This is a genomic window from Nocardioides coralli, assembly GCF_019880385.1.
Classification (GTDB): domain Bacteria; phylum Actinomycetota; class Actinomycetes; order Propionibacteriales; family Nocardioidaceae; genus Nocardioides; species Nocardioides coralli.
The window spans coordinates 1,588,014-1,613,038 of record NZ_CP082273.1 but is presented as its reverse complement, the minus strand read 5'-3'; the positions used below and the strand labels follow the sequence as shown (position 1 = coordinate 1,613,038).

28 protein-coding genes and 1 riboswitch are annotated in these 25,025 nt (G+C 73.9%); of the genes, 4 read left to right on the top strand and 24 right to left on the bottom strand.

Annotation, left to right across the window (positions count from 1 at the left end):
- Positions 1 to 164: 164 nt before the first annotated feature.
- The 8 genes from K6T13_RS07880 to K6T13_RS07845 all read right to left on the bottom strand — a co-directional run bounded on the left by K6T13_RS07880 (position 165) and on the right by K6T13_RS07845 (position 7,557).
- On the bottom strand, positions 165 to 2,708 hold the full coding sequence (locus K6T13_RS07880) for a DUF4153 domain-containing protein (protein WP_222897937.1): 2,544 nt from the start codon (positions 2,706 to 2,708) through the stop codon (positions 165 to 167).
- Entirely contained in the window at positions 2,705 to 3,391 is a 687-nt protein-coding gene (locus tag K6T13_RS07875) for a response regulator transcription factor (protein ID WP_222897936.1), read from the bottom strand. The genes K6T13_RS07880 and K6T13_RS07875 overlap by 4 nt, the downstream gene beginning before the upstream one ends.
- A gap of 72 nt (positions 3,392 to 3,463) precedes the next feature.
- Positions 3,464 to 4,519, bottom strand: coding sequence for a sensor histidine kinase (locus K6T13_RS07870; RefSeq protein WP_222897935.1), 1,056 nt, complete (start codon positions 4,517 to 4,519; stop codon positions 3,464 to 3,466).
- A 69-nt stretch (positions 4,520 to 4,588) separates the two neighbouring features.
- Entirely contained in the window at positions 4,589 to 5,392 is an 804-nt protein-coding gene (locus K6T13_RS07865; RefSeq protein WP_222897934.1) for a TrmH family RNA methyltransferase, read from the bottom strand.
- 3 nt (positions 5,393 to 5,395) lie between these two features.
- Complete coding sequence (rplT, locus tag K6T13_RS07860; RefSeq protein ID WP_222897933.1) at positions 5,396 to 5,779, bottom strand: 50S ribosomal protein L20; 384 nt, start codon at positions 5,777 to 5,779, stop codon at positions 5,396 to 5,398.
- A gap of 60 nt (positions 5,780 to 5,839) precedes the next feature.
- The gene (gene rpmI / locus K6T13_RS07855; protein ID WP_222897932.1) at positions 5,840 to 6,034 is read right to left on the bottom strand and encodes a 50S ribosomal protein L35; all 195 of its coding nucleotides are present in this window, start codon (positions 6,032 to 6,034) and stop codon (positions 5,840 to 5,842) included.
- A gap of 45 nt (positions 6,035 to 6,079) precedes the next feature.
- The gene (gene infC / locus K6T13_RS07850) at positions 6,080 to 6,739 is read right to left on the bottom strand and encodes a translation initiation factor IF-3 (RefSeq protein WP_249423997.1); all 660 of its coding nucleotides are present in this window, start codon (positions 6,737 to 6,739) and stop codon (positions 6,080 to 6,082) included.
- A 311-nt stretch (positions 6,740 to 7,050) separates the two neighbouring features.
- Complete coding sequence (locus K6T13_RS07845; RefSeq protein ID WP_222897930.1) at positions 7,051 to 7,557, bottom strand: SseB family protein; 507 nt, start codon at positions 7,555 to 7,557, stop codon at positions 7,051 to 7,053.
- A gap of 58 nt (positions 7,558 to 7,615) precedes the next feature.
- On the opposite strand from K6T13_RS07845, the gene K6T13_RS07840 reads away from it, so the two are divergent.
- A complete protein-coding gene (locus tag K6T13_RS07840; protein WP_222897929.1) occupies positions 7,616 to 8,059 on the top strand; it encodes a hypothetical protein in 444 nt (147 codons plus the stop codon).
- Positions 8,059 to 9,273: an amino acid deaminase/aldolase gene (locus K6T13_RS07835; protein WP_222897928.1), complete on the top strand. Its 1,215-nt coding sequence runs from the start codon at positions 8,059 to 8,061 to the stop codon at positions 9,271 to 9,273. The genes K6T13_RS07840 and K6T13_RS07835 overlap by 1 nt, the downstream gene beginning before the upstream one ends.
- 37 nt (positions 9,274 to 9,310) lie before the next feature.
- Here the strand turns inward: K6T13_RS07835 and K6T13_RS07830 are convergent, their stop codons facing one another.
- Positions 9,311 to 9,712, bottom strand: a complete 402-nt coding sequence (locus K6T13_RS07830; protein ID WP_222897927.1) for a hypothetical protein — start codon at positions 9,710 to 9,712, stop codon at positions 9,311 to 9,313.
- A 34-nt stretch (positions 9,713 to 9,746) separates the two neighbouring features.
- Here K6T13_RS07830 and K6T13_RS07825 point away from each other — a divergent pair, with 34 nt between their 5' ends.
- Complete coding sequence (locus K6T13_RS07825; RefSeq protein WP_249423996.1) at positions 9,747 to 10,340, top strand: uridine kinase family protein; 594 nt, start codon at positions 9,747 to 9,749, stop codon at positions 10,338 to 10,340.
- A gap of 16 nt (positions 10,341 to 10,356) precedes the next feature.
- Here the strand turns inward: K6T13_RS07825 and K6T13_RS07820 are convergent, their stop codons facing one another.
- The 11 genes from K6T13_RS07820 to K6T13_RS07770 form a co-directional block, all read right to left on the bottom strand.
- Entirely contained in the window at positions 10,357 to 10,806 is a 450-nt protein-coding gene (locus K6T13_RS07820) for a PH domain-containing protein (RefSeq protein WP_222897925.1), read from the bottom strand.
- Positions 10,790 to 11,659: an ATP phosphoribosyltransferase gene (gene hisG / locus K6T13_RS07815; RefSeq protein WP_222897924.1), complete on the bottom strand. Its 870-nt coding sequence runs from the start codon at positions 11,657 to 11,659 to the stop codon at positions 10,790 to 10,792. Before hisG ends, K6T13_RS07820 begins: the two co-directional genes overlap by 17 nt.
- 15 nt (positions 11,660 to 11,674) lie before the next feature.
- Entirely contained in the window at positions 11,675 to 11,938 is a 264-nt protein-coding gene (locus K6T13_RS07810; protein WP_222897923.1) for a phosphoribosyl-ATP diphosphatase, read from the bottom strand.
- 119 nt (positions 11,939 to 12,057) lie between these two features.
- A complete protein-coding gene (ribH, locus tag K6T13_RS07805) occupies positions 12,058 to 12,540 on the bottom strand; it encodes a 6,7-dimethyl-8-ribityllumazine synthase (protein ID WP_222897922.1) in 483 nt (160 codons plus the stop codon).
- Positions 12,537 to 13,817, bottom strand: a complete 1,281-nt coding sequence (locus tag K6T13_RS07800; protein ID WP_249423995.1) for a bifunctional 3,4-dihydroxy-2-butanone-4-phosphate synthase/GTP cyclohydrolase II — start codon at positions 13,815 to 13,817, stop codon at positions 12,537 to 12,539. The genes ribH and K6T13_RS07800 overlap by 4 nt, the downstream gene beginning before the upstream one ends.
- Entirely contained in the window at positions 13,814 to 14,500 is a 687-nt protein-coding gene (locus K6T13_RS07795) for a nicotinamide mononucleotide transporter family protein (protein WP_222897921.1), read from the bottom strand. The genes K6T13_RS07800 and K6T13_RS07795 overlap by 4 nt, the downstream gene beginning before the upstream one ends.
- Entirely contained in the window at positions 14,497 to 15,102 is a 606-nt protein-coding gene (locus tag K6T13_RS07790; RefSeq protein ID WP_222897920.1) for a riboflavin synthase, read from the bottom strand. Before K6T13_RS07790 ends, K6T13_RS07795 begins: the two co-directional genes overlap by 4 nt.
- Positions 15,102 to 16,142, bottom strand: coding sequence for a bifunctional diaminohydroxyphosphoribosylaminopyrimidine deaminase/5-amino-6-(5-phosphoribosylamino)uracil reductase RibD (gene ribD, locus K6T13_RS07785; RefSeq protein WP_249423994.1), 1,041 nt, complete (start codon positions 16,140 to 16,142; stop codon positions 15,102 to 15,104). The genes K6T13_RS07790 and ribD overlap by 1 nt, the downstream gene beginning before the upstream one ends.
- 68 nt (positions 16,143 to 16,210) lie before the next feature.
- A riboswitch (FMN riboswitch) is annotated at positions 16,211 to 16,341 on the bottom strand.
- 82 nt (positions 16,342 to 16,423) lie between these two features.
- Complete coding sequence (rpe, locus tag K6T13_RS07780) at positions 16,424 to 17,083, bottom strand: ribulose-phosphate 3-epimerase (protein WP_222897919.1); 660 nt, start codon at positions 17,081 to 17,083, stop codon at positions 16,424 to 16,426.
- Between the two features lie 10 nt (positions 17,084 to 17,093).
- The gene (gene ligD / locus K6T13_RS07775) at positions 17,094 to 18,062 is read right to left on the bottom strand and encodes a non-homologous end-joining DNA ligase (protein ID WP_222897918.1); all 969 of its coding nucleotides are present in this window, start codon (positions 18,060 to 18,062) and stop codon (positions 17,094 to 17,096) included.
- A gap of 55 nt (positions 18,063 to 18,117) precedes the next feature.
- Complete coding sequence (locus K6T13_RS07770) at positions 18,118 to 19,329, bottom strand: superantigen-like protein SSL4 (RefSeq protein ID WP_222897917.1); 1,212 nt, start codon at positions 19,327 to 19,329, stop codon at positions 18,118 to 18,120.
- 155 nt (positions 19,330 to 19,484) lie between these two features.
- On the opposite strand from K6T13_RS07770, the gene K6T13_RS07765 reads away from it, so the two are divergent.
- On the top strand, positions 19,485 to 19,892 hold the full coding sequence (locus tag K6T13_RS07765; protein WP_222897916.1) for a VOC family protein: 408 nt from the start codon (positions 19,485 to 19,487) through the stop codon (positions 19,890 to 19,892).
- 14 nt (positions 19,893 to 19,906) lie between these two features.
- On the opposite strand, the gene K6T13_RS07760 is transcribed toward K6T13_RS07765, so the two are convergent.
- The 4 genes from K6T13_RS07760 to K6T13_RS07745 all read right to left on the bottom strand — a co-directional run bounded on the left by K6T13_RS07760 (position 19,907) and on the right by K6T13_RS07745 (position 24,877).
- A complete protein-coding gene (locus tag K6T13_RS07760) occupies positions 19,907 to 21,232 on the bottom strand; it encodes an RsmB/NOP family class I SAM-dependent RNA methyltransferase (RefSeq protein ID WP_222897915.1) in 1,326 nt (441 codons plus the stop codon).
- The gene (gene fmt / locus K6T13_RS07755) at positions 21,232 to 22,161 is read right to left on the bottom strand and encodes a methionyl-tRNA formyltransferase (RefSeq protein WP_222897914.1); all 930 of its coding nucleotides are present in this window, start codon (positions 22,159 to 22,161) and stop codon (positions 21,232 to 21,234) included. Before fmt ends, K6T13_RS07760 begins: the two co-directional genes overlap by 1 nt.
- Complete coding sequence (def, locus tag K6T13_RS07750) at positions 22,161 to 22,706, bottom strand: peptide deformylase (protein WP_222897913.1); 546 nt, start codon at positions 22,704 to 22,706, stop codon at positions 22,161 to 22,163. Before def ends, fmt begins: the two co-directional genes overlap by 1 nt.
- Before the next feature lie 170 nt (positions 22,707 to 22,876).
- Positions 22,877 to 24,877, bottom strand: coding sequence for a primosomal protein N' (locus K6T13_RS07745; RefSeq protein WP_222897912.1), 2,001 nt, complete (start codon positions 24,875 to 24,877; stop codon positions 22,877 to 22,879).
- Positions 24,878 to 25,025 lie beyond the last annotated feature (148 nt).

Below are 25,025 nucleotides of genomic sequence, written 5' to 3'. Positions count from 1 at the left end.
AGTCTAGGTGGGCGGGGACGGTCTCACTCCCCGGGCCCGGCGGCGACAGGGTTCAGGCGGCCGCGCCGCAGGCACCCCGGCCGTCGACCGGCCCGGGGCTGGGAAATCGCCTGCTCGCCTGCATGCGCCTCATCGTAGGGGGCTCGCTCCCCTGCCGCTAGCGCTCAGTCCTCGCCCACGACCTCGGGGCACGGCGCCGTCGGATCCGGTCCGATGCTGGCCAGCGCGGCTCGAGCCCGCTCCCGTCCGAGGTTCCAGTCGAGGACGTTTTCGCCCGGGGGCACGCCGAAGCCGGCGACGGCGCACGCGGCCAGCGGCCGAGGGAGCCGTTCGGCGATGACCGGGGTGGCGTCACCGGAGAGCTGGGAGAGGTAGAAGACGTCCAGCCGACCGGTCTCCTCCCACCGGTCGATGTTCCGCTCGGCGATCCAGGCGTCGGGGTTGAGGACCGCCAGCGCGAGGACGGTCGCCGCCCCCGACACCAGCGCGAACCGGGGCAGCCACCGGCCGAGCCGGAGCGTTCCCGCCACCATCACGGCCAGCACGAGCAGCCCCAGCCATCCCTCGAAGGCGTCGACCAGCAGCCGCAGCCGGGTGAAGCCGTAGGCCTCCTGGTAGACGTGCATCCGGTGGAGCGCGGACGCGACGACGACCAGCGTCAGGCAGCAGAGGGTGCCGAGGGAAGCGAGCAGCCAGCGCCGGTCCGCCGGCGACCTGCCCGCCCGGCGGGCCGCCACCCAGACCACCAGCAGCGTGAGCGCGGTGGCGACCGTCAGCTGCCCGAAGCCCTCGTGGACGTAGTCGGCATAGGTCAGCCCGGTGGTGCGCTCGAGGTAGGCGTGGCCACCGAAGACAGCCGTGGCCTGCGCTGCCAGGAACGCCACGAACACGGCGTCGACGAGCAGCACCGGCGCGAGCCACTCGAACCGGTTGGCCAGCGGGCGCGCGCCAGCGGTGGACACCAGGTCGGTGCGGGGCGGGTTGAGGGCGACGTACGCCGCGGCGAGGGTGAGGCCGAAGACGAGGACGGCCACGAAGCCGCGGACCACCACGTCACCCAGCGTGAGGGACGGCAGCAGGGCGTCCACCCAGCTCGCGAAGAGCGCGTCGGCGGAGGCGAACAGGACCACGAAGACGCTCACGCCGAGGGCCGACCAGGCCACGGTGCGTACCACTGCGGGCGTGCGACCGCCGGTGCCGACCAGTCGGAGGCGGCGTCCGAACCAGGGCAGGCCCCGCAGGGAGGCGAGCGGCCAGGCGAGCCAGGCGATCACCATGCCCGGCAGGCCACGGGCGCTGGTGACGCCGACGAGGAACACGGCGGCGGCCACTGCCAGGCAGAGCGGGACCATCCAGTCCCCGGCGCGCAGGACGACGGGGAGCACGAGGAGCGCGGCCAGGATCGAGCAGAGCCGGGCGAACCCGCTGCTCCGGTGTCGTGCCACCGACCACGCGGTCACGAGAGCGGCCAGCAGCACGAGCAGCCAGGCCAGGCCGGGAGGCCGGAAGGTGAGCAGGGCCCCACCAAGAACCCCCACCACGGCTGCACCGGTGATCGCCAACGGTCCGCGCAGTCCGGGCGGCTCGGGCCAGAAGCGGCCGAAGAGCGTGTCCAGCAGCGGTGCGGCCGGTGCCGCGACCGGTACGGGATCGGCAGGGCTGGCGGTCGTGGTCATGAGCGTCTCCTCGGTCGGGCTGGGGGCGGGCTCGGCGGGCAGCTCGAGGCGGAGTCGTGCGCCGTCCGATCCCCCGGGCGGGTCGACGAAGCGGAGGGTGCCGCCGTGCAGGGTCGCGACCCAGCGGGCGATGGCCAGACCGAGACCCGTCCCCCCGCCGTGGGTGTCGGTCACCGTGCCGAAGCGGTCGAAGACGCGCTCGCGGTCGGCTGGCGCGACGCCGGGACCGTCGTCGGCGACCTCGAGCCACCACCGGCCCGACTCCTCACCTGCGGTGATCCGGACCGTCGACCCGGCGGGGCCGTGGCGAGCCGCGTTGTCCAGGGAGTTGGTGAGCAGCTGCCGCAGCCGCAGCGCGTCCCCGGTCACCGAGAGCTTCTCGGGCACCTGCACGTCGTAGCCGACGTCGCGACCGGAGGCGGCCACCTGCTGCAGGCTCTGCGCGACCAGCTCGTGGAGCAGCACGGGACCGAGGTCCAGCCGGGTGGCGCCGGCATCGAGGCGGGAGAGCTCCAGCAGGTCGGAGACCAGCGCACCGAGCCGCTCCGCCTGCTCGAGGGCGTCCTGCAGGTGCGGGCGGTCCGGCGCGACGACCCCGTCGGCGAGGTTCTCGAGCACCGCCGTGAGCGCCGCGAGGGGCGTGCGGATCTCGTGGGACACGGTCGCCACCAGCTCCCGCCGCTCCCGGTCGACGGTCGCGAGGTCCGCCGCCATCCGGTTGAACGCCGCGGCGAGCCGGCCGACCTCGTCGGTGGCCTGGGTCCGCACACGGCCGGCGTAGTCGCCACGAGCCATGCGCTGCGCCACCACCGTCATCTCCCGCAGCGGCGCCACCATGCCTGCGGCGAGCAGCTGGGTCACGCCCAGGGCGAGCGCCACGGCCACCGGCAACGCCAGCAGCAGCGGTACGCCGGCCCGGGACCCCGCGGCGCCGACCACCGCGGCCACGACGACCGAGGCGGCCACCAGGGCTCCGAGCTTGACCTTGATGCTGCTGACCGCGTCGAGCGGACCTGGCGAGGCGGGTGTCATGCCTCGGGCTCCAGCGCGTAGCCGACGCCGTGGACGGTGCGGACCCGGGTGGCGCCGATCTTGGCACGCAGCGCCTTGACGTGGCTGTCGACGGTGCGGGTGCCCGAGGCGTCGGCCCAGTCCCACACGTCGGCGAGCAGCCGATCACGCGTGAGGACCTGCCCAGGTGTGCGCGCGAGGCACACCAGCAGGTCGAACTCGGTGGGGGTGAGCCGCACCTCGGTCCCCGCGAGGTGGACGCGTCGGGTGCCGGGGTCGACGGTCAGGTCGCCGATGGTGAGCGGTCCCGTGCTGCTGGAGGCGAGCTGTGACGCACGCTCCACACGCCGCAGGAGAGCGGCCACGCGTGCGACGACCTCCCGCATCCGGAACGGCTTGGTGAGGTAGTCGTCGGCCCCGACGCCGAGCCCGACGAGGATGTCGGCCTCGTCGTCACGCGCAGTCAGCATCAGCACGGGGACGGGCCGCTCAGCCTGCACCCGCCGGCACACCTCGTGCCCGTCGAATCCCGGGAGCATCACGTCGAGGACGAGCAGGTCCGGGCGGCTCCGGGAGCACTCCGCGACGGCCGACGGGCCGTCGAAGGCCTGGACGACGGCGTACCCCTCGGCGCGAAGGCGGTCGGCGACGGCCTGGTTGATCACGCGGTCGTCCTCGACGACGAGCACCGTGCATGGCGACATGCGACGACAGTAGGAGTCCGGGTACGGACCTCGTGGGCAGGACGCGTGAAGGTCCTGTGCAGATCAGACCGGTCAGGCGTCGGGCAGCTGCGGGGCGGGCCACACCAGGGCGACCCGCGCGCCTCCCCCGGGGGCGTCATCGATCGTCACGGTGCCACCGTGGGCACGGGTGAGACCGTTGACGAGGTACATCCCGAGCCCGGAGCCGCCGTGGCGACCGCTGTTCCAGAACTTGGTGAAGACCCGGCGCCGCATCTCCTCGGGGATCCCGTCCCCCTCGTCCTCGACGACCAGCCGGACACCAGGGTGCTCGTGGCCCTCGAGCGGCTCGAGGCTCACCGTGACCGTGCCGGCGCCGTGGCGTACGGCGTTCTCGACCAGGTTGGTGACCACCTGGGTGAACTTGTCCGGGTCGGCTCCGATCTGTGGCAGCTCACCTGAGCTCTCGAGCAGCACCGGGCGGGCGGTCCCCTCCCTGACCGAGGCGACGACACGCTCCACCAGGACCGTGGCGTCGCACGGCCGCGGGTGGAGCGAGAGCCGCCCGGTGTCGATGCGCGCCACGTCGAGGAGCTCGGTGATCAGCCGGCTCAACCGGTCGGAGTCGGCGTGGACCGTGGTGAGCATCAGCTTCTTCTGCTCGTCGGTGAGCTTGTCCCACCGGTTGAGCATCGCCTGTACGAAGCCCTTCACCCCGGTGAGCGGCGACCGCAGCTCGTGCGCGACGGTCGCCACCAGGTCCGACCGGTCCCGGTCGAGCCGGGCCCGGCCGCGCCCGCTGCGGATGAGCACCGTGAGCCTGACCACCGGTCCGCGCCCACCGCGTCGGGTGAACCGGGCGGTGGTGAGCACCTCGGTGCCGTTGGGCAGCAACCAGGACTGCTCGGGGATGCCGGTGCGGGAGGCCAGGCCGTCGAACGGGGCGTTCTGGTCGCACCAGTCGCGTCCCTCGGTGTCCTGGAGCCGCAGCACCTCCTCGAGCCGCTGGCCGACGGCCGCGTCGGGGTCGACGCCGAGCATGGTGCCGGCGAGCCGGGACACCAGCTGGACGGTGCCGCCACCGTCGGCGACCACCACACCGTCGGGCAGCGCGTCCGCGAGGGCGCGGGGCGCGAGCGTGTCCTCCACCGGTCCTCCCGTCGTCCGTCGGCGCGGTCCCTCGGAGGAAACCTAGTCGCTCACCGCCGGGTCGGGGCGTCAGCCCCGGCGCGCGCGGGCCGTGGCGTAGAGGCAGACGGCGGCGGCGGTGGCGAGGTTGAGGCTCTCGGCGCCTCCGGTGATGGGGATGGCGACGCGGTGGTCGGCAAGTCCGGCCAGCTCGGCAGGGAGGCCCCAGGCCTCGTTGCCGAAGAGCCAGGCGACCGGACCACGCAGCAGGTCGTCGGCGTCGAAGAGGTCGACCTCGCCGGCGCCGTCGGCGGCCAGGACCACCGCCCCCGCCTGCTGAGCGGCCCGGACGGCCTCAGCGGGCTCGGCCGCGACCGCGAGCGGGAGCTGGAAGAGGCTGCCCACGCTGGCGCGGACGGTCTTGGGGTTGTAGGGATCGACCGACCGGCCGGCGAGCACGACGGCGTCGGCCCCGACGGCGTCGGCGGTGCGGATGACGGTCCCCGCATTGCCGGGGTCGCGGACGTCTGCGCAGACGACCAGGAGGTCGCCGCTCGCGAGGGCCGCCGGGAGCGGCTGCTCGAGGAACCGGCACACCGCCACCACCCCGGCCGGGGTCACGCTGTCGCTCAAGCCCGCCATCGCCCGGTCCTCCACGAGGGTCCAGGCGACACCCTGCCGCGCGGCCCGGTCGCGCAGCTCGGCGTACGCCGCGGTCGCGCGCTCGGTCGCGAAGACCTCCACGACCCGGTCCGGCGTGGCGAGGGCGGCGCCGGTCGCCTTCGGACCGTCAGCGAGAAACAGCCGCCGCTCGGCGCGAACCGAGCGGCGGCTGAGCCTGCGGGCCGCCTTGACGCGGGCGTTGCCCGCCACCAGCGGCGCGTGGGTCGTCAAGCCTCAGGAGGCCTTCGGGGCGTTGACGTCGTCGGGCAGCGCCGCCTTGGCGGTCTCGACGAGGGCGTTGAACGCAGCGGTGTCGTTGACGGCGAGGTCGGCCAGGATCTTGCGGTCGACCTCGACGCCGGCCAGGCCCAGTCCCTGGATGAACCGGTTGTAGGTCAGGCCCTGCGCTCGGGCGGCCGCGTTGATCCGCTGGATCCAGAGGCGACGGAAGTTGCCCTTGTTCTTGCGCCGGTCGTTGTAGCTGTAGACCAGCGAGTGGGTGACCTGCTCCTTGGCCTTGCGGTAGAGGCGCGAGCGCTGACCGCGGTAGCCGGAGGCCCGCTCGAGGGTGGTACGGCGCTTCTTGTGGGCGTTCACTGCGCGCTTGACGCGTGCCATGTCGTTACTCCTTGTTGCTCAAGTCGTCGTGGTCGGGCGCGACCACCGGGGGTGGACGGGTCAGCGACCCAGCAGCTTCTTGGCGCGCTTGACGTCGGCCTTCGCCACGTCGGTGGTCCCGGCCATCCGGCGGGTCACCTTCGACGGCTTCTTCTCCAGGTTGTGGCGCAGGCCCGCCTTCTGGCGGCGGATCTTGCCCGAGCCGGTCACACGGAAGCGCTTGCTGGCACCGGAGTGCGTCTTGTTCTTCGGCATTCTCTTCGCTTTCTGTCTACGTCGGACGTGGGGACGGGAGCGGGCTCAGGCCTCGATCTCGGGATCGAGGTTCTCGGAGCGACCGCGCTCCTTCTTCTGCGCCGGCGGGTGAGCCGCGCGCTCGGCGCGCTCCTCGGCCTCCTCGGCGGCCCGCTCGGCTGCGCGGGTCTCCTTCTCAGCCTTGGCCTCGGCCTTGGCGTCGGCCTTCTTGCGGTGCGGCCCCAGGACCATGGTCATGTTGCGACCGTCCTGCTTGGGGGCCGACTCGACGAACCCGAGGTCGGTGACGTCCTCGGCCAGCCGCTGGAGCAACCGGAAGCCCAGCTCGGGGCGGTGCTGCTCCCGACCCCGGAACATGATCGTGATCTTGACCTTGTCGCCCGCCTTGAGGAACCGCACCACGTGACCCTTCTTGGTCTCGTAGTCGTGCTTGTCGATCTTGGGGCGGAGCTTCATCTCCTTGATCACGACGTTGGTCTGGTTCCGTCGTGCCTCACGGGCCTTCTGGGCGTTCTCGTACTTGAACTTCCCGTAGTCCATGAGCTTGCAGACGGGCGGCCGGGCCATGGGCGCGACCTCGACCAGGTCGAGGTCTGCCTCCACCGCGAGCTTCAGGGCCTGGTCGGTCGGGACGATGCCGACGGTCTCCCCGTTGGGGCCGACGAGCCGGACCTCGGGTACCCGGATCCGGTCGTTGATGCGCAACTCGGTGCTGATGTGTCCTCCTGTGGTCTGGCGGTCGGAGGTCCACCCCCGTCTGCGCGGCACCCGTGCCGACAGACGAAAAAGGCCTCCGCTGTCACAAGCGGAAGCCAGTCGCGACACGTCGCCCGCCGTGCGGACTCGTGTCCTCCGGTACGACGACACGCGGTGTCGCACCGGGACCGGACCCGACGACCTCGTTCGGTCGGTGCGGGTGGGAGACGTGAAGCTGCTGGTCCCCGCTTGCGGATCTGTCCTGCGGGGCCGCACGCGGCCGTCACGGGACGGATCGGTCAACGCCGAACTCTACCCGCTCATTCCGCGGCCGGTCGAATCCAGGCGCTGCGGCCGCCGACGCGCGTCAGCGCCCACTCCCCCGCCACCCCGGCGAGGTCGTGGCGGCCGATCACGAACCGGACAGGCCCGGCGACGTCGACCACCAGGGCGTCCGCCTCCTCCTGCTGCGCCGCCCGGGCTGCGGTCGCCGCGGTGACGGGCACCGGTCGCGCCTCGGGGTTCCAGGCGCGGAGCGAGTCGGTGCTGGTGAAGGCGAGCATGCCGCGGCGGCCGTCGGGCCGGGCCAGCAGCACCGCCGCCATGTCGCTGGACTTCTCCCTCGCCAGACCGTCGTGGCCGTGCTCGACCTCGCCCAGGACGGCGACCACGGGCACGACGAGGCGGCTGCGCCGGACGACGTCGAGGGCGTCGGCGTGGTCGATCTCGCCGGCGGCGTACGCCGTCAGCGCGGTCGCGACGGCGGGGTCGCCCGACCCGTCGTCGTCGGCGAACCCCGGGTCGGGGATGGATCGGGGCGTCGACACGCACCGATCCTCGCATCCGGGGCAGGTCTGGCCACCACCGGTGTGACAGGCTGGAGACGTGGACGAGGTCACCTGGACCGCACTCGCCGCGACCCTCACGGCCGTGGGTGCCGCCTGGACCTGGTTCGCCTTCCGGCACCGCGGCTTGGCCTCCGGCCTGCGGGGCGCCGGGCTCACGTTGCTGCCGCTGGCCGCCTGGCTCACCGGCACGCTCGAGATGTTCACCGAGATCGGCGGGTCGGTCCTCGACTGGGCCACCGGGCTCGTCTTCAGCCCCCAGGTGTGGATCGGCGTGGTGCTCTCCGGGCTCGCCGTCGTCCTGCTCGTGGTCTCGGGCATCGTGCGCGACCGGGCGCTGGCCCAGGGCAAGCAGGCTCAGCGGGAGACCGAGGCAGGGTCCCCGCGCGGACAGCTGACGGAGCCGAAGGCCGGAGACCCCGCGCTGGGCGACGACGACCTGTCTGAGATCGAGGACATCCTGCGGCGACGCGGTATCTCCTGATGCCGCCGACCTCCTCGGCGAGGTCCCTGCTCGCTCGCCGGCTCGCCGCTGCGCTCGACCGGACCGGCCCCCTGCCGACCCCGCTGATGGTGGTCGACCTCGACGCCTTCGACGCCAACGCCGCCGACCTCGTGCGCCGCGCCGCCGGCAAGCCGGTACGGGTGGCCTCGAAGTCGGTGCGGGTGCCAGACCTGATCACGAGGGCGCTGGCCACCCCCGGCTTCCGGGGCGTGCTGGCGTTCACGCTGCGGGAGGCGCTGTGGCTCCACGACCGGGGTGTCAGTGCCGACCTCCTCGTCGCCTACCCGACCACGGACCGGGCCGCGCTGACGCGACTGGTCGCCTCCCCCGAGCATGCCCGGGCGATCACCCTGATGGTCGACGACACGGACCACCTCGACCTCGTCGACGCCGTGCGCGGGCCAGCCGCACCCCCGGTGCGGGTGGCGATCGACGTCGACGCAGGCCTGCGGCTCGCCGGACAACACCTCGGACCGAAGCGGTCACCGCTGGCCGAGCCGCAGGAGGTGGCGGCGCTCGCCCGCTCCGTCGTGGCTCGGCCGGGGTTCCGGCTGGTCGGAGTGATGACCTACGAGGGACAGGTCGCCGGGATGCCCGACGAGGCGCCGTTGCGCCGTGGCGGTTCGCTGGTCGTCCGCGGCGTCAAGCGCGCCTCGATCGCCCAGCTCCAGCAGCGACGCCGCGCAGTGGCGCGCCTGCTCGAGGAGATCGCCGAGCTCGAGCTCTGGAACGCGGGGGGCTCCGGCTCGGTGGAGACCACGGCGGCGGACCCTGTGGTGACCGAGGTGGCCGCAGGTTCTGGCCTGCTGGTCCCCGCCCTGTTCGACCACTACCGCGACTTCGAGCCCCGGCCGGCGGCGTTCTTCGCGGTGCCGGTCGTGCGCCGGCCCTCGGAGTCGGTGGCCACGGTGCTCGGTGGTGGACTCGTCGCATCGGGCCCGGCCGGAGGCGACCGGCTCCCGGTGCCGTGGCTGCCCGAGGGCCTGCACCTGACGGCGCTCGAGGGGGCCGGCGAGGTGCAGACGCCGCTGGCCGGGCCGGGCGCCGCAGGACTGCGGATCGGCGACCTCGTGTGGTTCCGGCACGCCAAGTCCGGCGAGCTGTTCGAGCACACCGGCTCGGTGCAGCTGCTCTCGGGCTCGGAGCTGGTCGGCGAGGCCGCGACCTACCGGGGGCTGGGTCAGGCCTTCTGAGCGGCCCCGACCACCGGCCTCACTTCAAGCCGAGGCCTCACTTCCAGTAGGTGCGGATGCACACCTTCTCGGAGAAGGCGTCGGCGTACGTCGCGTCGCCCGGCACCTTGACCCGGTAGCAGATCACGCCGGGTCGGCGGAGCTGCCGCACGCGACGTCGGTAGCGGCTCGCGTCGGTCGTCCGGACGGTCCGCCACTTCTGCCAGTGGGCCGCCTGCGGCCGCTTGCGCTGCACCAGGACCCGACCGCCCGGGTGGTGGGGCCGCACCTTGCCCTTGACGAGGAAGACGTCGTCGCGGGGCTCCACGGCCGTGATGCTCACGGTCCGCGGTTCGGTGGTGCCCGCGTCAGCTGGCGTGCCGAGCGTCGTGACCGCGAGAGCGGCCACGAGGGGCAGGACGGTGGCGGCGGCGAGATCCCGAGCACGGTGGGCCGTCATGGCCCCATCCTGCCCCACGGTTAGCCTGCTGGCCGTGCACGAGACTCCTCGCCACGCCGAGACGCTCGGGGGCGGGCCCGACGCGGCCGCCCGTCGGGTGCTGGAGCTGGTGTCCGCGCGGGCACCGCGGCTGAGCGGCGGCCACCTCGTGTGCGTGGACGGGCCGGCAGGGTCGGGCAAGACCATGCTCGCCGAGCGGCTCCGGACCGAGGTCCCGGGATCGGCTGTGGTCCACATGGACGATCTCTACGAGGGCTGGGGCGGCCTGCCCACCGTGGACCGCCAGCTCACCGGCCTGCTGCGTCCGCTGGCCCACGGTCGACCGGGGGCCTACCGCCGCTGGGACTGGCACGCCGATGCGTGGGCCGAGCAGGTGACCGTCGATCCGGCACCCCTCCTCGTCGTCGAGGGAGTGGGCTCGGGGTCGCCGACCGTGGCGGAGCTGGTCACGGTCCTGGTCTGGGTCGAGGCGCCGCACGACCAGCGGCTGCGGCGCGGACTGGACCGGGACGGGGAGGCCTTCGCCCCCCACTGGGAGCGCTGGGCCGAGGCCGAGCAGCGGGTCTTCGACGCCCACCGGACCCGGGAGCGGGCCGACCTCGTCGTGGACGCCGCCGACCGAGGCTGACCCACGTCGGCGTCCGTCAGCCCGGCTGGCGGTCGATCAGCTCGCGGAGCTCGCGGACGGCGATCCGGGCGCGGGGCCCGTCGGAGCCCTGGATGCCCATCGCCGGCTGGCTGGTCCCGTCGGCGAGGTCGAGGACCGCCCAGGGCGCCCCCGGCGGCATGTGGACCGCGAGCACCTCGGGCCAGGTGTACTCCCGGCGCCGGTAGCCGTTGACCACCACCAGCCGCTCGGGCGTCGCGACCACGCGCGACCGCGCGAGGGCGTAGCCGGCGCCGTAGATGAGCAGTCCCAGGAAGACGAGCGTCCCTCGCTGGAAGGTCGTGAAGCGGGCGCGCACCTCGGCATCGAAGCTCCACCACGCGACGATGCAGACCACGAGCAGGCCGAGGCCGAACACGAGGCCGGCCATGCGCACGCCGAGCGGCCGCCAGGTGCGGGGCAGCCGGGGCTCAGAGGCGGCAGGCATGGATGTCGGTGACCAGGATGCCGCGGGCGCCGATCTCGAACAGCTCGTCCATCAGGCGCTGCGCCCCGGTGCGCGGCACCATCGCGCGCACCGCCACCCAGCCCTCGCGGTGGAGCGGGGACACCGTCGGGCTCTCGATACCGGGGGTGAGGGCGACCGCGCGGGAGACGTCGGCCTCGGGGATGTCGTAGTCCATCATCACGTAGGAGCGGGCCACGAGGACGCCCTCGAGGCGGCGGCGGAACACCCCGAACCCGGCCGGGGTCTCCTGCCCCCGGGTCACGAGCACCGCCTGCGACTCCAGGATCACCTCGCCGAAGGTCTCCAGCCCGGCGGCCTTGAGGGTGCTGCCGGTCTCGACGACGTCGGCGATCACGTCGGCGACCCCGAGCTGGATGCTCGTCTCGACCGCGCCGTCGAGGCGGGTCACCGTGGCGTCGATCCCCCGGTCCTCGAGGAATCGGGACACGACCCCGGTGTAGGACGTCGCGACCCGCTTGCCGGCGATGTCGCCGAGCTCGGAGAAGCGGCCGGCGGGTCCCGCGAAGCGGAACCGGCTGCGGCCGAACCCGAGCTCCATGGCCTCCTCGGCCTGGGCCCCGGAGTCCAGCAGCAGGTCGCGGCCGGTGATCCCGACGTCGAGGGTCCCCTCGCCGACGTAGAGCGCGATGTCGCGGGGTCGGAGGTAGAAGAACTCCACGCCGTTGTCGACGTCGAGCAGCGTCAGCTCCTTGGCGTCGTGACGCTGCCGGTAGCCGGACTCCCGGAGGATGTCCTGCGCGGCCTGTGACAGCGAGCCCTTGTTGGGCACCGCCACGCGGAGCAGGCGTTCACCGCCGTTGGTCGTGGTCATGGGTGGTCCTCGGGGTCAGAGGTGGGCGTAGACGTCGTCGAGGGTCAGGCCGCAGGCGAGCATGAGCACCTGCGCGTGGTAGAGCAGCTGGCTGATCTCCTCGGCGGCGCGCTCGCGTGACTCGTGCTCGGCGGCCATCCAGGACTCGGCGGCCTCCTCGACCAGCTTCTTGCCGATCGCATGGACGCCGGCGTCGAGCTGGCGGACGGTGCCGGACCCCGCCGGGCGGGAGGAGGCCTTGTCGCTCAGCTCGGACCAGAGCTCGTCGAACGTCTTCACGGGAGCCCAGCGTAGGCGGTCGCGCCGGACCGGAGGCGGCGGGTCCGCGGGGGGCTCCGCCGACCCGACCACCGCGCCCCTTCGGTGCGTCCGGGTGCGGACCTGCGGCGCCCCCAGGCTCAGCCGGGGGTTCCGATGCCTTTCAGCGTCAGAGCCGTCAGCACGGCGGCCGAGGCCGCCTCGTGGCCCTTGTCCTCGCGCGAGCCCGCCAGCCCCGCGCGGTCGAGGGCCTGCTGCTCGTCGTCACACGTCAGGACCCCGAAACCCACCGGGACCCCGTGGTCCAGCGCGACCCGGGTCAGCCCGTCGGTCGCGGCTGAGCAGACGTAGTCGAAGTGCGGGGTGCCGCCGCGGATCACGACCCCCAGGGCAACGACGGCGTCCACGCCCTGTCGCGCCACGGCCGCCGCGGCGACCGGCAGCTCGAAGGTCCCGGGCACCCGGACCAGCAGCGGGTCCACGACCCCGTGCTCGTCGCAGGCACGCCTGGCGCCGGCCACGAGACCGTCCATGACCTGCTCGTGCCAGCTCGCGGCGACGATCGCGATCCGGAGGCCGCTTCCGTCGACCGGCTCCTGCCGAGGTGCTCCTGATCCGCTCACCGGTCGGCTCCTTCCTGCTCGTGCTCCGCTCCTGCACCGGCCGCCAGGTCGGGCAGGTCGTGCCCCATCCGGTCGCGCTTGGTCAGCAGGTAGCCGAGGTTGTGGTCGTTGGGGTGCGGCGTCAGCGGGATCCGGGCCGCGACCGGCACGCCGTACTCCTCCAGGCTCGTGGTCTTGTCGGGGTTGTTGGTCAGCAGGCGGACGCTGCGCACGCCGAGGTCCCGGAGGATCTGGGTCGCAGCGCCGTAGTGACGCGCGTCCGCCGGCAGCCCGAGGTCGAGGTTGGCGTCGACGGTGTCACGACCGCCGTCCTGCAGCGCGTAGGCCTGCAGCTTGGCGACCAGCCCGATCCCGCGGCCCTCGTGCCCACGCAGGTAGACGACGAGGCCGCGACCCTCGGCCACGATGCGGGCCATCGCCTCCTCCAGCTGAGGGCCGCAGTCGCACCGGTGGCTGCCGAACACGTCACCGGTCAGGCACTCCGAGTGCACCCGCACCAGCACCGGCTGACCGGCCTCGTTGAGCTCGTCGATGTCGCCGTGGACCAGGGCGAGGTGCTCCCCGCCGTCCACGGTGATCCGGTAGCCGTAGGCCGTGAACTCCCCGAACCGGGTCGGCAGCGTCGTCCGCGCCACGCGCTCCACCAGCACCTCGTGGCGGCGTCGGTGGCGCACCAGGTCCTCGATCGAGATCATCGCCAGGCCGTGCTCGTCGGCGAAGTCGCGCAGCTCCTGCCCGCGCTTCATGGTGCCGTCGTCGTTGACGACCTCGACGAGGACGCCGGCCGGGGTCAGGCCCGCGAGCGTCGCGAGGTCGACCGCCGCCTCGGTGTGCCCCCGCCGTACCAGCACGCCACCCTCGCGGTAGCGCAGGGGGAAGACGTGACCCGGGCGGGTGATCTCCCACGGTTCGGTCGCCGAGTCGGCCAGCACCCGTGCCGTGTGGGCCCGGTCGGCCGCCGAGATCCCCGTCGTCACACCGTCCCGCGCGTCGACCGACACGGTGTACGCCGTCCGGAGCCGGTCCTTGTTGTGGGGGGTCATCAGCGGGATCTCGAGCCGGTCGAGCATGTCGGCCGGCATCGGGACGCAGATGACGCCGCTGGAGTGCCGGATGGTGAAGGCCATCAGCTCCGGGGTCGCCTTGCTGGCGGCGAAGATGATGTCGCCCTCGTTCTCGCGGTCCTCGTCGTCGACGACCACCACCGCCTTGCCGGCCGCGATGTCGGTGATGGCGCGCTCGACCGGGTCGAGCCGGATGCCGGCCGGCGCGCTCACGAGCCGACCACCTCGCGCGGCGTCGGGTCCTCCGCGACGCGCGAGGCACGCTCGGCGCGCCACCACACCACGAAGCCGAGCACCACGAAGCCGGCGTAGATGAGGTACATGACTGCCGTCGGGTAGTACCCGGCCTGGATGAGCGTGGTGACCCCGACGATGTCGACGAGCATCCAGACGATCCAGAACTCCACCCAGCCGCGGGCCATGCCGAAGGTCGCGAGCATCGACCCGGTGAGGATCCATGCCTCGGTCTGCGGACCCCACGAGCCGATCACGTGCAGCAGCGGGTAGGCGACGGCGTACCCGCCGACGGCCAGCGCCACGAGCAGCAGTCGCTCGCGGGCGGTCGCCCACCGCGGTGTGATGGCACCGCCGTCGGCCGCGCCACCGGCGGCGCGCGACCGGGACCAGCGCCACCAGCCGTAGACCGAGACCCCGATGAAGAACACCTGACGGCCGGCCTGCCCCCACAGCGGCTCCTCGGCGGCGCCGGAGAGCGCTCCCGTCGCGAAGACGGTGAACAGCAGCACGTTGCCGACCACCCCCACCGGCCACGCCCACACCAGGCGTCGCATGCCGAGCAGCGCGCTGGCCAGCCCGAACACGTTGCCGACAACCTCACGCACCAGCAGCACCCCGCCAGCGACGGGGATGGTGCCGTGCAGCAGCCACTCGATCATCGGTCTCCTCCGGTGTAGGGCTCCAGCAGCCGGGCGACGTGCCTGGCGATGACATCGGTCTCGAGGTTGACCCGGTCACCCGGGTCACGGCGGCCGAGGGTGGTCCGCGCGAGGGTCTCCGGGATCAGGCTCACGGTGAACTGGTCGCCCGCCACCTCGACGACGGTGAGGCTCACCCCGTCGACCGTGATCGACCCCTGGTCGACGAGGAAGCGCGCCAGCCCGGGCGGCAGCGAGACCGTGACCACGTCCCAGTGCTCACCGGGCGTGCGGGAGAGCACCGTGCCGACCCCGTCGACGTGACCCTGCACGAGGTGACCCCCGAGCCGGGTGCCGAGGGTCGCCGCGCGCTCGAGGTTGACGGGGTCGCCGGGACGCAGGTCACCGAGGGCCGTCATCGTGAGCGTCTGCGGCATCACGTCGGCCGCCCACACCTCACCGTCCGCCTCGGTCACGGTCAGGCAGCAGCCGTTGACGGCGATCGAGTCGCCGAGCCGGACGTCCTCGAGCACCCGCTCGGCCCGCACCGCCAGCCGCCAGGCCTCGCCGCGGTCCTCGACCGCCTCGACGGTGCCGAGCTCCTCCACGATGCCGGTGAACATCAGCGCCTCCCGACGGTCATGGTCAGGCGGACGTTGGTGTCCTCACCGTCATGCCCCTGCAGCACGTGGACGTCGGCGACGTGCAGATGGGCGGCGTCGGCGATGGTCCCGATGCCGAGCTCACCCACGGCGCTGGCGCCGGACCCGAGCAGCATCGGCGCGACGTAGGCCACGACCTCGTCGACGAGCCCCGCCTGCCAGAACGCCGCGGCGAGCGTCGGGCCACCCTCCAGGAAGACGTGCTGGCAGTCGCGTGCGAAGAGGGTCGTCAGGACCTCGAGCGGGTCACGGGTGCGCAGGTGCAGCGTCTCGGCGCGGTCGTTGAGGACGCGGCGCTGGTCCGGGAGGTCGCGCTCCCCCATGACGACCCGCAGCGGTTGGTGTGCCACGGGGTCGTCCACCTCGTCGCGGACCGTGAGCTCGGGGTCGTCGACGGCGACGGTCCCGGTGCCGACCAGCACGGCGTCGCACTCGCCGCGCAACCGGTGGGTGTCGAGACGCGCGGCACGGCTGGAGATCCAGCGGCTGGTGCCGTCGACGGCCGCGCTCCGGCCGTCCAGCGTGGTGGCGAGCTTCCAGGTCACGAACGGCCGGTCGTGCTCGACGGCGAAGGTCCACGCCCGGTTGAGGTCGCGCGCCTCGTCGGCGAGCAGCCCCCCAGCCACGTCCACGCCGGCCACGCGCAACCGGTCGGCGCCCCCGGCTGCCACGGGGTTGTGATCGGTCTGGGCGAAGACCACCCGGCGTACGCCGGCGTCGATGAGTGCCTGGGAGCAGGGACCGGTGCGACCGGTGTGGTTGCACGGCTCGAGCGTCACCACAGCGGTTGCGCCCCGGGCGTCCTCCCCGGCCGCAGCGAGCGCGTCCACCTCCGCGTGACCGGACCCGGCGCCGCGGTGGAAGCCCTCGGCGACCTCGGACCCGTCGGGGGCCAGGAGCACGCACCCGACACGGGGGTTCGGGCCCCGGGGGACGCCGGGAGTCGCGGCGAGGGAGAGCGCGCGACGCATCGCCTCGTGCTCGGCGGCGCTGAAGGTCATCTGCCTGTCCTCGGTCCGTGGTCGCGGACTCAGGGGCAGGTCGACGGGTCACCCGAGCGGGCGCCGTCGCGCGTGCTGCTTCTCATCCGGACTGTCACCGTCGGTCCAGGAGTTCCACCTGGTCAACCGGCCACTGGTGGTGGCCGGGTCGCGGACTGTCACCGCCGGTGCGGACTTCCACCGCCCCCAGAGCACGCGAGCCGTTGGCTCTTGCAGGGTCAAGGGTGCCACAACTGCGCCCCGGGTGACCCCGTGAGGTCGGCCACCGGGACGCGTTCGCCTCAACCGACCGACTCGGCGGCACGGCGCAGCGCGCCGACCATGGCGTCCGGGTCGTCGGCGGAGAAGACGGCGGACCCCGCCACGAAGACGTCCGCGCCGGCCTCCGCGCAGCGCTCGATGGTGTCGAGCGAGATGCCGCCGTCGACCTGCAGCCAGGTCTCCACGCCGTGCTTGTCCATCAGCGCCCGGGCCTGCTTGATCTTGGGCAGGACCAGGTCGAGGAACTTCTGGCCGCCGAAGCCCGGCTCCACCGTCATCAGCAACAGCATGTCGAGCTCGGGCAGCAGGTCCTCGTAGGGCTCGACCGGGGTGGCCGGCTTGAGCGCCATGCTGGCGCGGGCGCCGTGGCTGCGCAGCTCACGGGCCAGCCTCACCGGCGCGGCCGCCGCCTCGACGTGGAAGGTCACCGACGAGCACCCGGCCTCGACGTAGGCCATCGCCTCACGGTCGGGGTCGTCGATCATGAGGTGGGCGTCCAGCGGCACGTCGGTGCGCGCCCGCAACGCCTCCACCATCGTCGGGCCGAACGTCAGGTTGGGCACGAAGTGGTTGTCCATGACGTCCACGTGAACCCAGTCGGCGTTCGGGATGCGCGCGACCTCGTCGCCGAGCGCGGCGAAGTCGGCGTTGAGGATGCTCGGGGTGATCTGGATGCCCACGCACCCGATCCTAGGGTCCGGCCTCGTCGTCGGGGTCGGCCGGTGGGGCGGCGCCGGCGGCCTCGTCGCGGTCGGCCCACGCCAGCAGCGGGGCGATGTCGAACACGTCGTCGTCGATGCCGGCGTGGAGGTCTCCGAGCTCGGCGTACCGCGCCGGCACCGTGAAGATCGTGAAGTCACGCGGGTCGCAGGCGTCGACCTCGTCCCACCGCACCGGCGCGCTGACCCGGGCGTCGGGCAGCCCCCTCACCGAGTACGCCGCCGCGATGGTGTGGTCGCGGGCGTTCTGGTTGTAGTCCACGAAGAGGTGGTGCGGGTCGCGGTCCTTGCGCCACCAGGTGGTGGTGACGTCGTCGGGAGCCCGCCGCTCGATCTCCCGGGCGAAGGCGAGCGCGGCGCGACGCACGACCTTGTGGCCGTGGTCGGGCCGGATCCGCACGTAGACGTGGAGCCCCTTCCCGCCGCTCGTCTTGGGGTAGCCCACAGCACCCAGCTCGTCGAGGACCTCATGGACGACGCCGGCGACCCGCTGGACCTGGGCGAAGTCCGACAGCGGGCCGGGGTCGAGGTCGATGCGCCACTCGTCCGGTGACTCGGGGTCCTCGCGGCGGCTGTTCCACGGGTGGAACTCGACCGTGGACATCTGCACCGCCCAGATCACCGCCCCGAGCTCGGTCACGCACAGCTCGTCGGCCGTGCGGTCCCACCGGGGGAAGTGCAACCGGACGGTCTCCACCCACGGTGGTGCCCCGGCCGGCAGCCGCTTCTGGTGCACCTTCTCCCCCGCCAGGCCCTTCGGGAACCGGTGCAGCATGCAGGGCCGTTCCCACAGCGCGTTGACGATGCCCTCACCGACTGCGAGGTAGTACTCGACGAGGTCGAGCTTGGTGGCGCCGGACTCCGGGAAGTAGACGCGGTCGGGATTGGTGACCTTGACGACGCGGTCGTCCACCTCGATCTCGGTGAACGGGGACGCCATGGGCGGCACCGTAGCCCAGCCCATCCCAGCCCGCTCCCGGGCGACGGCGCTCGGCCTACGGCGAGCTGCTCGCCGAGGGCGACGGGCTCCCGGTCGTGGCCGTGGGGCTGCCCGACGGCGTCGGGCTGCCCGAGGGTGATGCGTCGGCGGCGGGCGAGGGCGCGGGCGTGGTGCTCGGACCGGTCGGCTCCGGATCCGGTTTCGGCGACTCCTTGTCCGGGCGGGGGCCGCGGGTGACGTCCGGCATGGCGGGCAGCGTGGGCTCCGCGGGACCCGAGTCCGCCGTCTCCGCCGTGGGCTCGTCCGTCGGCGGTGGCGCCACCACGACCCGGACCTCGGCCGACCGGTGGGCGTCGGTGTAGGCGGTCTCGGGGAACACCCAGCGGTAGTCCGTGGTCACCTCGGGACGGACGGTCGTGACCACCGACCCGTCCGCAGCCGGTGACACCAGGTCACCGACCGGAGTGAACGCGGTCGCGCCGTCGGGTCGCGCCTCGAGCTGGAGGGGCGCCCCCATCACGCGTTGGTCCGGCGCGACGGACCGCCCGACCAGGGTGACCTCCTGACCCGGGTCGACCTCGGTGGCGCTGGCCGTCACCGAGGTGGAGACCGACCAGCCCTCGAGGTCGAAGGTGGTGACCGCGCCGGGCGCGCCGGCGCGGATGGCGTCCACGGCGAACTCGCGGCCGTCGCAGCCGAAGCCGGCCAGCAGGTAGCCGGGCCCGTCCCCGTGGTCGGCCGTGAAGTCGTCGAGGGTCGCCGGGTCGGGTTGCTCCAGCACCTCACCCGAGGCGGCGTCGTACCTGGTCCAGGAGTAGGTCTCCCCGGTGGCGTCCACCGTCTGCCAGCCGTCGGTGGCGGTGGTCAGTCGAGCGCGGCCCGCCCAGACCTCGCCCTGCTCGAGCTCGTCGGAGACGAACCACACGTAGGCCACACCCCGACTGCCGGCGGCCGCGGAGACCGACATCTCGGAGGTCGCGGTCGCCACGGAGCCGACCAGGCTGACCGCACCGGAGGCCGTGCCCGGACCGGGCATGGCCAGCGACACCGCGCGTCGACCCAGCGGTCCGGCGTCGTCGCGAACCATCCGGACGGTGGGGCCGGTCGGATCGCCGTGGTAGAGGTCGGTGCACCCGAAGTAGGTGAGGTAGGTCGCCGTGGTGGGGAACGACGTGCCGGGGACCACCACCGTGTCGTCGGCGTGGCTCACCGCAGGCCAGAGCCCGAGCGCGAGCGCCACCGCTGCGGTGGCCGCAACCCTGCGCATGTCGACGTTCCCTCCCCCTCGCGGCCGCCGAGCCGGCCGGGTGCTTCCATTGGACACCACGGGGCAGGGGAAATCACCACCCAGCAGGGTTTCCCACGCATTCGTCATCGAAACTCGGTAGCGCCACGGGCGCGGCTGCGCCACCGTGGGCAACCATGGCCCTCGCGATCCAGTGCTTCGACCTCGACACGACCGACCCGGACCGGGTCGCCACGTTCTGGGAGGCTGCCCTCGGCTGGCGCCGCACCTACGACACCGACGACGAGGTCGTCCTCGAGCCGCCGGAGGGCAGCCCGCAGGACGGGGTCGCTCCCGACCTGCTCTTCCTGCGCGTCCCGGAGGGCAAGGCGGTGAAGAACCGGTGGCACCTCGACCTCCGCCCGGACGACCAGGACGCCGAGGTCGCGCGGCTCGAGTCACTCGGTGCGACCCGCGTCGACGTCGGGCAGGGCGACGGTGCGACCTGGGTCGTGATGGCCGACCCCGACAGCAACGAGTTCTGCGTGCTGCGGGCCTTCACCGCCGAGGAGCTGGCCGAGATCGCGGCGGAGCGCGCCGGGTGAGCCGCTGGGAGCAGTCAGCCGCGCCGCAGCACCGCCACGAACATCGCGTCCGTGCCGTGCCGGTGGGGCCAGAGCTGCACGGTGCCCGGGAGGGGCCCCACGGCGTCCGGGACGTCGAGGGGCACCGGCTCCAGCCTCGTGTCGTCCCGGCCCCCGACCACGCGCCCGACCACCTCGGCGGTCTCGGCGACCACGGGTGAGCAGGTGGCGTAGACGACGACCCCGCCGGGGCGGACGAGCTCGAGGGCCGAGGTGAGCAGGGCCTCCTGCAGGGGCACCAGCTCGGTGAGGTGCGACGGCTGCTTGCGCCACCTGGCCTCGGGCCGCCGACGCAGCGCCCCGAGCCCCGAACAGGGCGCGTCGACGAGCACCCGGTCGAAGGACCCGGCCGGCCAGGCCGGCTCCCGGCCGTCGTACGTCGTCACCCCGGCCACGCCGTCGGCGCCGGCCAGCGCCCGCTGCACCAGGGCGGCGCGGTGGGGTTGCACCTCGTTGGCCACCACCGTCGCGCCCCGCTGGGCGGCGAGGGCGGCGAGCAGGGCGGCCTTGCCGCCCGGTCCGGCGCAGAGGTCGAGCCAGCGGTGGTCCTCGCCCTCGACGACCGCCTCGGCCACCGCCACCGCGACCAGCTGAGAGCCCTCGTCCTGGACACCGGCTCGACCCTCGGCGACCGCCGGGACCGACGCGGGGTCCCCGCCCGCAAGGACGACGCCGTACGGAGAGAACGAGGTCGGCTCCCCGGGCAGCTCGTCGGGCCCGGAGCGTCCGGGCCGTGACACCAGCACCACGCCGGGCGCCGCGTTGTCGGCCGCCAGCAGCTCCGCCAGCTCCCCCTGCCGGTCGCCGAGCGCCCGGCCGAGCTCCTCGACGACCCAGCGGGGGTGGCTGTGCGCGACCGCCAGATGGCCCAGCGGGTCGGTCGCTGCGTCAGGTGCGACCCGCGCCACCCAGGTGTCGAGGTCGTACTCGGCGACCGTCCGCAGCACGGCGTTGACGAGGCCAGCCGAGCGAGGCCCGCCGCGCGCCTTGGCGAGGTCGACGGTGGCGCTGACCGCGGCGTGCGTCCCGACGCGCATCCCGAGGAGCTGGTGGACCCCGAGCCGCAGGACGTCGCGCACGCGGGGCTGCACCTTGCCGCGGGTGAGGCACGCGTCGACGACGGCGTCGTAGGTGCCCTGCCGCCGCAGCGTGCCGGAGGCGAGCTCGGTCGCGAAGGCGGCGTCCCGGCCGCTGAGCCGGTGGGACCGGAGCGCGTCCGGCAGGGCCAGATTGGCGTAGGCGTCCTCGACACGCACCGCCCGCAGCACGTCGTACGCCGCCAGCCGGGCCGGGTCGGCCATCAGTCGCCGAACCGCGCGTCGGGTGCGAGCGTCACGCCGCGGGACCAGTCGGCGGCCGGCATCTCCCGCTTGCCGAACGCCTTCACCAGCCCGAGCCTGACCGGGTCGGTGGCCGTGCCGACGAGCACGTCGCGCTTGCCCACCCGCAGCAGACCGGGGTCGAGCCGCTCCTCGCCAGGGGCCGGGACGACCGGGCCGAGCTTGACCCGGTCGCCGTCGAGGGTGGTCCAGGCGCCCGGCGCCGGGGTGCAGGCACGGACCCGGCGGTCCACGGCCGCGGCGGGCTCGTCCCAGACCACGCGGGCGTCCTCGACGGTGATCTTCGGAGCGAGGCTGACCCCGTCCGCGGGTTGCGCCCGAGCCTCCAGGCTGCCGTCCTCGATGCCGTCCAGCGTGGCCACGAGCAGGCCCGCTCCCCCCTCGGCGAGGCGCGCCAGCAGGTCGCCGGCCGTGTCGGTGGGCCGGATGGTCTCGGTCATCACGCCGAAGGTCGGGCCGGCGTCCATCTCGCGCACGATGCGGAACGTCGTCGCCCCCGTGACCTCCTCACCCGCCCAGATCGCGTGCTGCACCGGCGCGGCGCCCCGCCACGCCGGCAGCACCGAGAAGTGGAGGTTGACCCAGCCATGGACCGGGATGTCGAGCGCAGGCTGGGGCAGCAGCGCGCCGTAGGCCACCACGGGACAGCAGTCGGGACGGAGGTCGGCGAGCGCCGCCTGGAACGCCGGGTCGCGGGGGTGCTCCGGCTTGAGCACCGGCACGTCGAGCTCCTCGGCCCGCTGGGCCACCGGGCTGGCGAGGAGCTTGCGCCCGCGCCCGGCGGGCGCGTCGGGCCGGGTCACCACGCCGACCAGCTCGTGCCCGCTGGCAGCGACCGCGTCGAGGGAGGGCAGCGCCACCTCCGGCGTACCGGCGAAGACGACGCGCATCAGAGCCCCAGGCCGTGCGTCGGGTGGGGGCTGACCTTGACGGTGGGCCGCTCGAGGCCGAACCAGTCCGACTCGCGGATGGCGCGCATGGCTGCCTTGCGCCCCTCGGGGTCGAGGCGGTCGACGAAGAGGACACCGTCGAGGTGGTCGGTCTCGTGCTGGATCGCCCGCGCCAGCAGCTCGCTGCCCTCGATGGTCACCGGCTCCCCGTGGAGGTCGAAGCCCCGGGCGACCACCGACAGGGCGCGGCGGCAGTCGAAGCTCAGCTCCGGGATCGACAGGCACCCCTCGGGGCCCAGCTGCTCCTCCTCGGACAGGTCGAGGACCGGGTTGACGAGGTGCCCGACCTCACCGTCCACGTGCCAGGTGAAGACCCGCAGGCCGACCCCGATCTGCGGCGCGGCCAGCCCTGCGCCGGAGGCCTGCAGCATCGTGTCGGTGAGGTCGGAGACCAGCGTGCGCAGCTCGCGGTCGAAGTCGGTGACCTCGGTGGCGCGCTGCCGCAGCACGGGGTCGCCGAAGAGCCGGATGGGTTGGATCGCCACGGGCGCAGTCTAGGGAGGTGGTGGTCGGGTCCTCAGCCCGGTGGGCCGGGGTCGTCAGTGCCGCTGCCGCTTCCAAGCGACCAGCGCGACCCCGACGAGGACCAGGGCCAGGAACACCTCGGGCAGACCGACTCCGAACATGGCGGGAGACTAGCGCTGGCCGGTGGTCGCTAGAGGGAGTACGGGTCGATCTGCACCCGGACCGCGTCGAGCTTGCGAGCAGCACGGACCCGTTGCACCTCACCGAGCGCCTGCGACAACGCTGCCCCGTGGCTGCGGGGCACCCGGACGACGACCCGCGACGCGTCGTCGTGCTCGACCGGGCCGAGCACCTCCATCCCGTCGGGCCGGTCGAGCAGCGTGAGCACGTCGTCGACGGCCCCGGGGTCGCCGGTGATGGTCGCCAGCCGGGACGCGGGCGGGAGGTGTGCCTCGGCGCGCGACCGGGCCTCACGCTCCGCGAAGCCGGCGGGATCCCAGCGGACGAGCGCCTGCAGGGCGGGCTGGTCCGGAGCCCCCACCGCCACGACTCGGCCGCCCGGCCGCACCAGGGCCGCCGCGTTGAGCCAGCGGCGCAACGCCTCCTCCTCGGCCCGGAGGTCGGCCCGCGCGAGCGGGAGCCAGGTGTCGAGGAGCACCACGGCGGCGTAGCCTGGCGCGGCCACCGGTTCGGCGCCCGGCGTGGCGACCACGAGCGCGGGCTGGTCGCCCACCGCCGCCCGGACCGTGTCGCCCGTGGACGTCACCACCTCGACCCCGGGGAACGCCCGCCCGAGCTCCTCGGCGGTACGGCGGCCGCCGACGACCGGGGCCCGCAGACCACGGTCGCCGCACTCCCCGCAGGCCCAGTCGACCGCGGTCTCGCCGCACCACCGGCACACCGGCGGCGTCGTCGGTGCGGTGAGCTGCAGCGGACCGGTGCAGGCACGGCACCGCGCCGGGGTGCGGCACCGCTCGCAGGCGAGGCTCGGCCGGTAGCCGGCCCGGGGCGCCTGCACGAGGACGGGTCCGTCGGCGAGGGCGCGCTTGACGGCGGCGTACGCCGGGTGGGGCAGCCGCGCCCCGTGGTCGCGCTCTCCGGACTCGACGAGGTCGACCAGCACCCGCTCGCGGACGGTCGCCCGGGGAGCGGCGACCTCGTGGGCCCAGCCGCTGCGGACCAGCTGTTGGGCCTCGACGGTGCGGGCGTGACCGGCGACGAGCACCCCCGCGCCCTCGAGGTCGGCCCGGAGCAGCAGCACCTCGCGGGTGTGGGGGTAGGGAGCCCGGGGCTCGGCGTGGAGGTCGTCGCCGTCGTCCCACACCACGACGAGGCCGAGGTCGCGGACGGGCGCGAACCCGGCGGCGCGGGTGCCGACGACGACCCGCCGGTGGCCTCGCGACAGCGCGAGGAACTCGCGGTAGCGCCGCGCCGGCCCCGCCTCAGCGGTCAGGGCCACGTGGTGGCCCTCGCCCAGGACCTCAGTGAGCGCGGCGTCGACGCGCGCCACGTCACGGTGGTCGGGGACGGCGATGAGGCTGCCGCGCCCGGAGGCGAGGGTCGCGGCGGCGGCCTCCGCCAGGGCCTGCGGCCAGTCGGTGGCGGGCGCGACGGACCAGACGGCCCGCGGTGAGCCACCCCCGGCGAGGTGGGCGAGGTAGGCCGCAGCGGGTTCGTGGCCGGCCCAGGCGCGACCGACGTGGGCTGCGGGCGGGTCGGGTGACGGCGCCGGGGGCGGCTCGGCCTCGGTGGTGGCGTGGCGCGGTGGGACGGCCAGCCGGAGGACGTCGGCCCGGCTGCCGGCGTAGCGCTCGGCGACGGCGGCGACGAGCGCGAGCACCGCCGGCGTCAGCACGGGCTCGGGGCTGACGACGCGCCGCAGCGGTGCGAGCCGCCCGACGTGGTCGCTGTCGCTGCGTCGTTCGACGACGAAGCCGTCGACGTCCTGACCGGCGAAGCGGACCTTGACCCGGGCGCCGGGCACTGCCGCCTCGGCGTCCTTCGCCGCGACCAGGTAGTCGAAGGGCCGGTCGAGGTGGGCCAGCGGCACGTCGACGAGCACCCGCGCCACGGGGTCGACCGGCGCCGGCTCGACCTCCGCTGCCTTGCGACGTCGGGTGGCGGCCGCCTTGGCCCGGGAGTCCGCGACGGCGGCCCGGAGCCCGGGCAGCATGTCGGGCTCGTCGGTCATGGGTGCGTGTCTACCAGCGGGCGGTGACGGCGCGCGGCCCCACCAGCCCTGACGAGCAGCGAGCCGGCGTCCGGTGGCGGAACAGCGGCCACCTTGTCGAGCAGAACTGACGGACAAGGCCCGCGGCTTTGCCTGACAACTTCGGGTT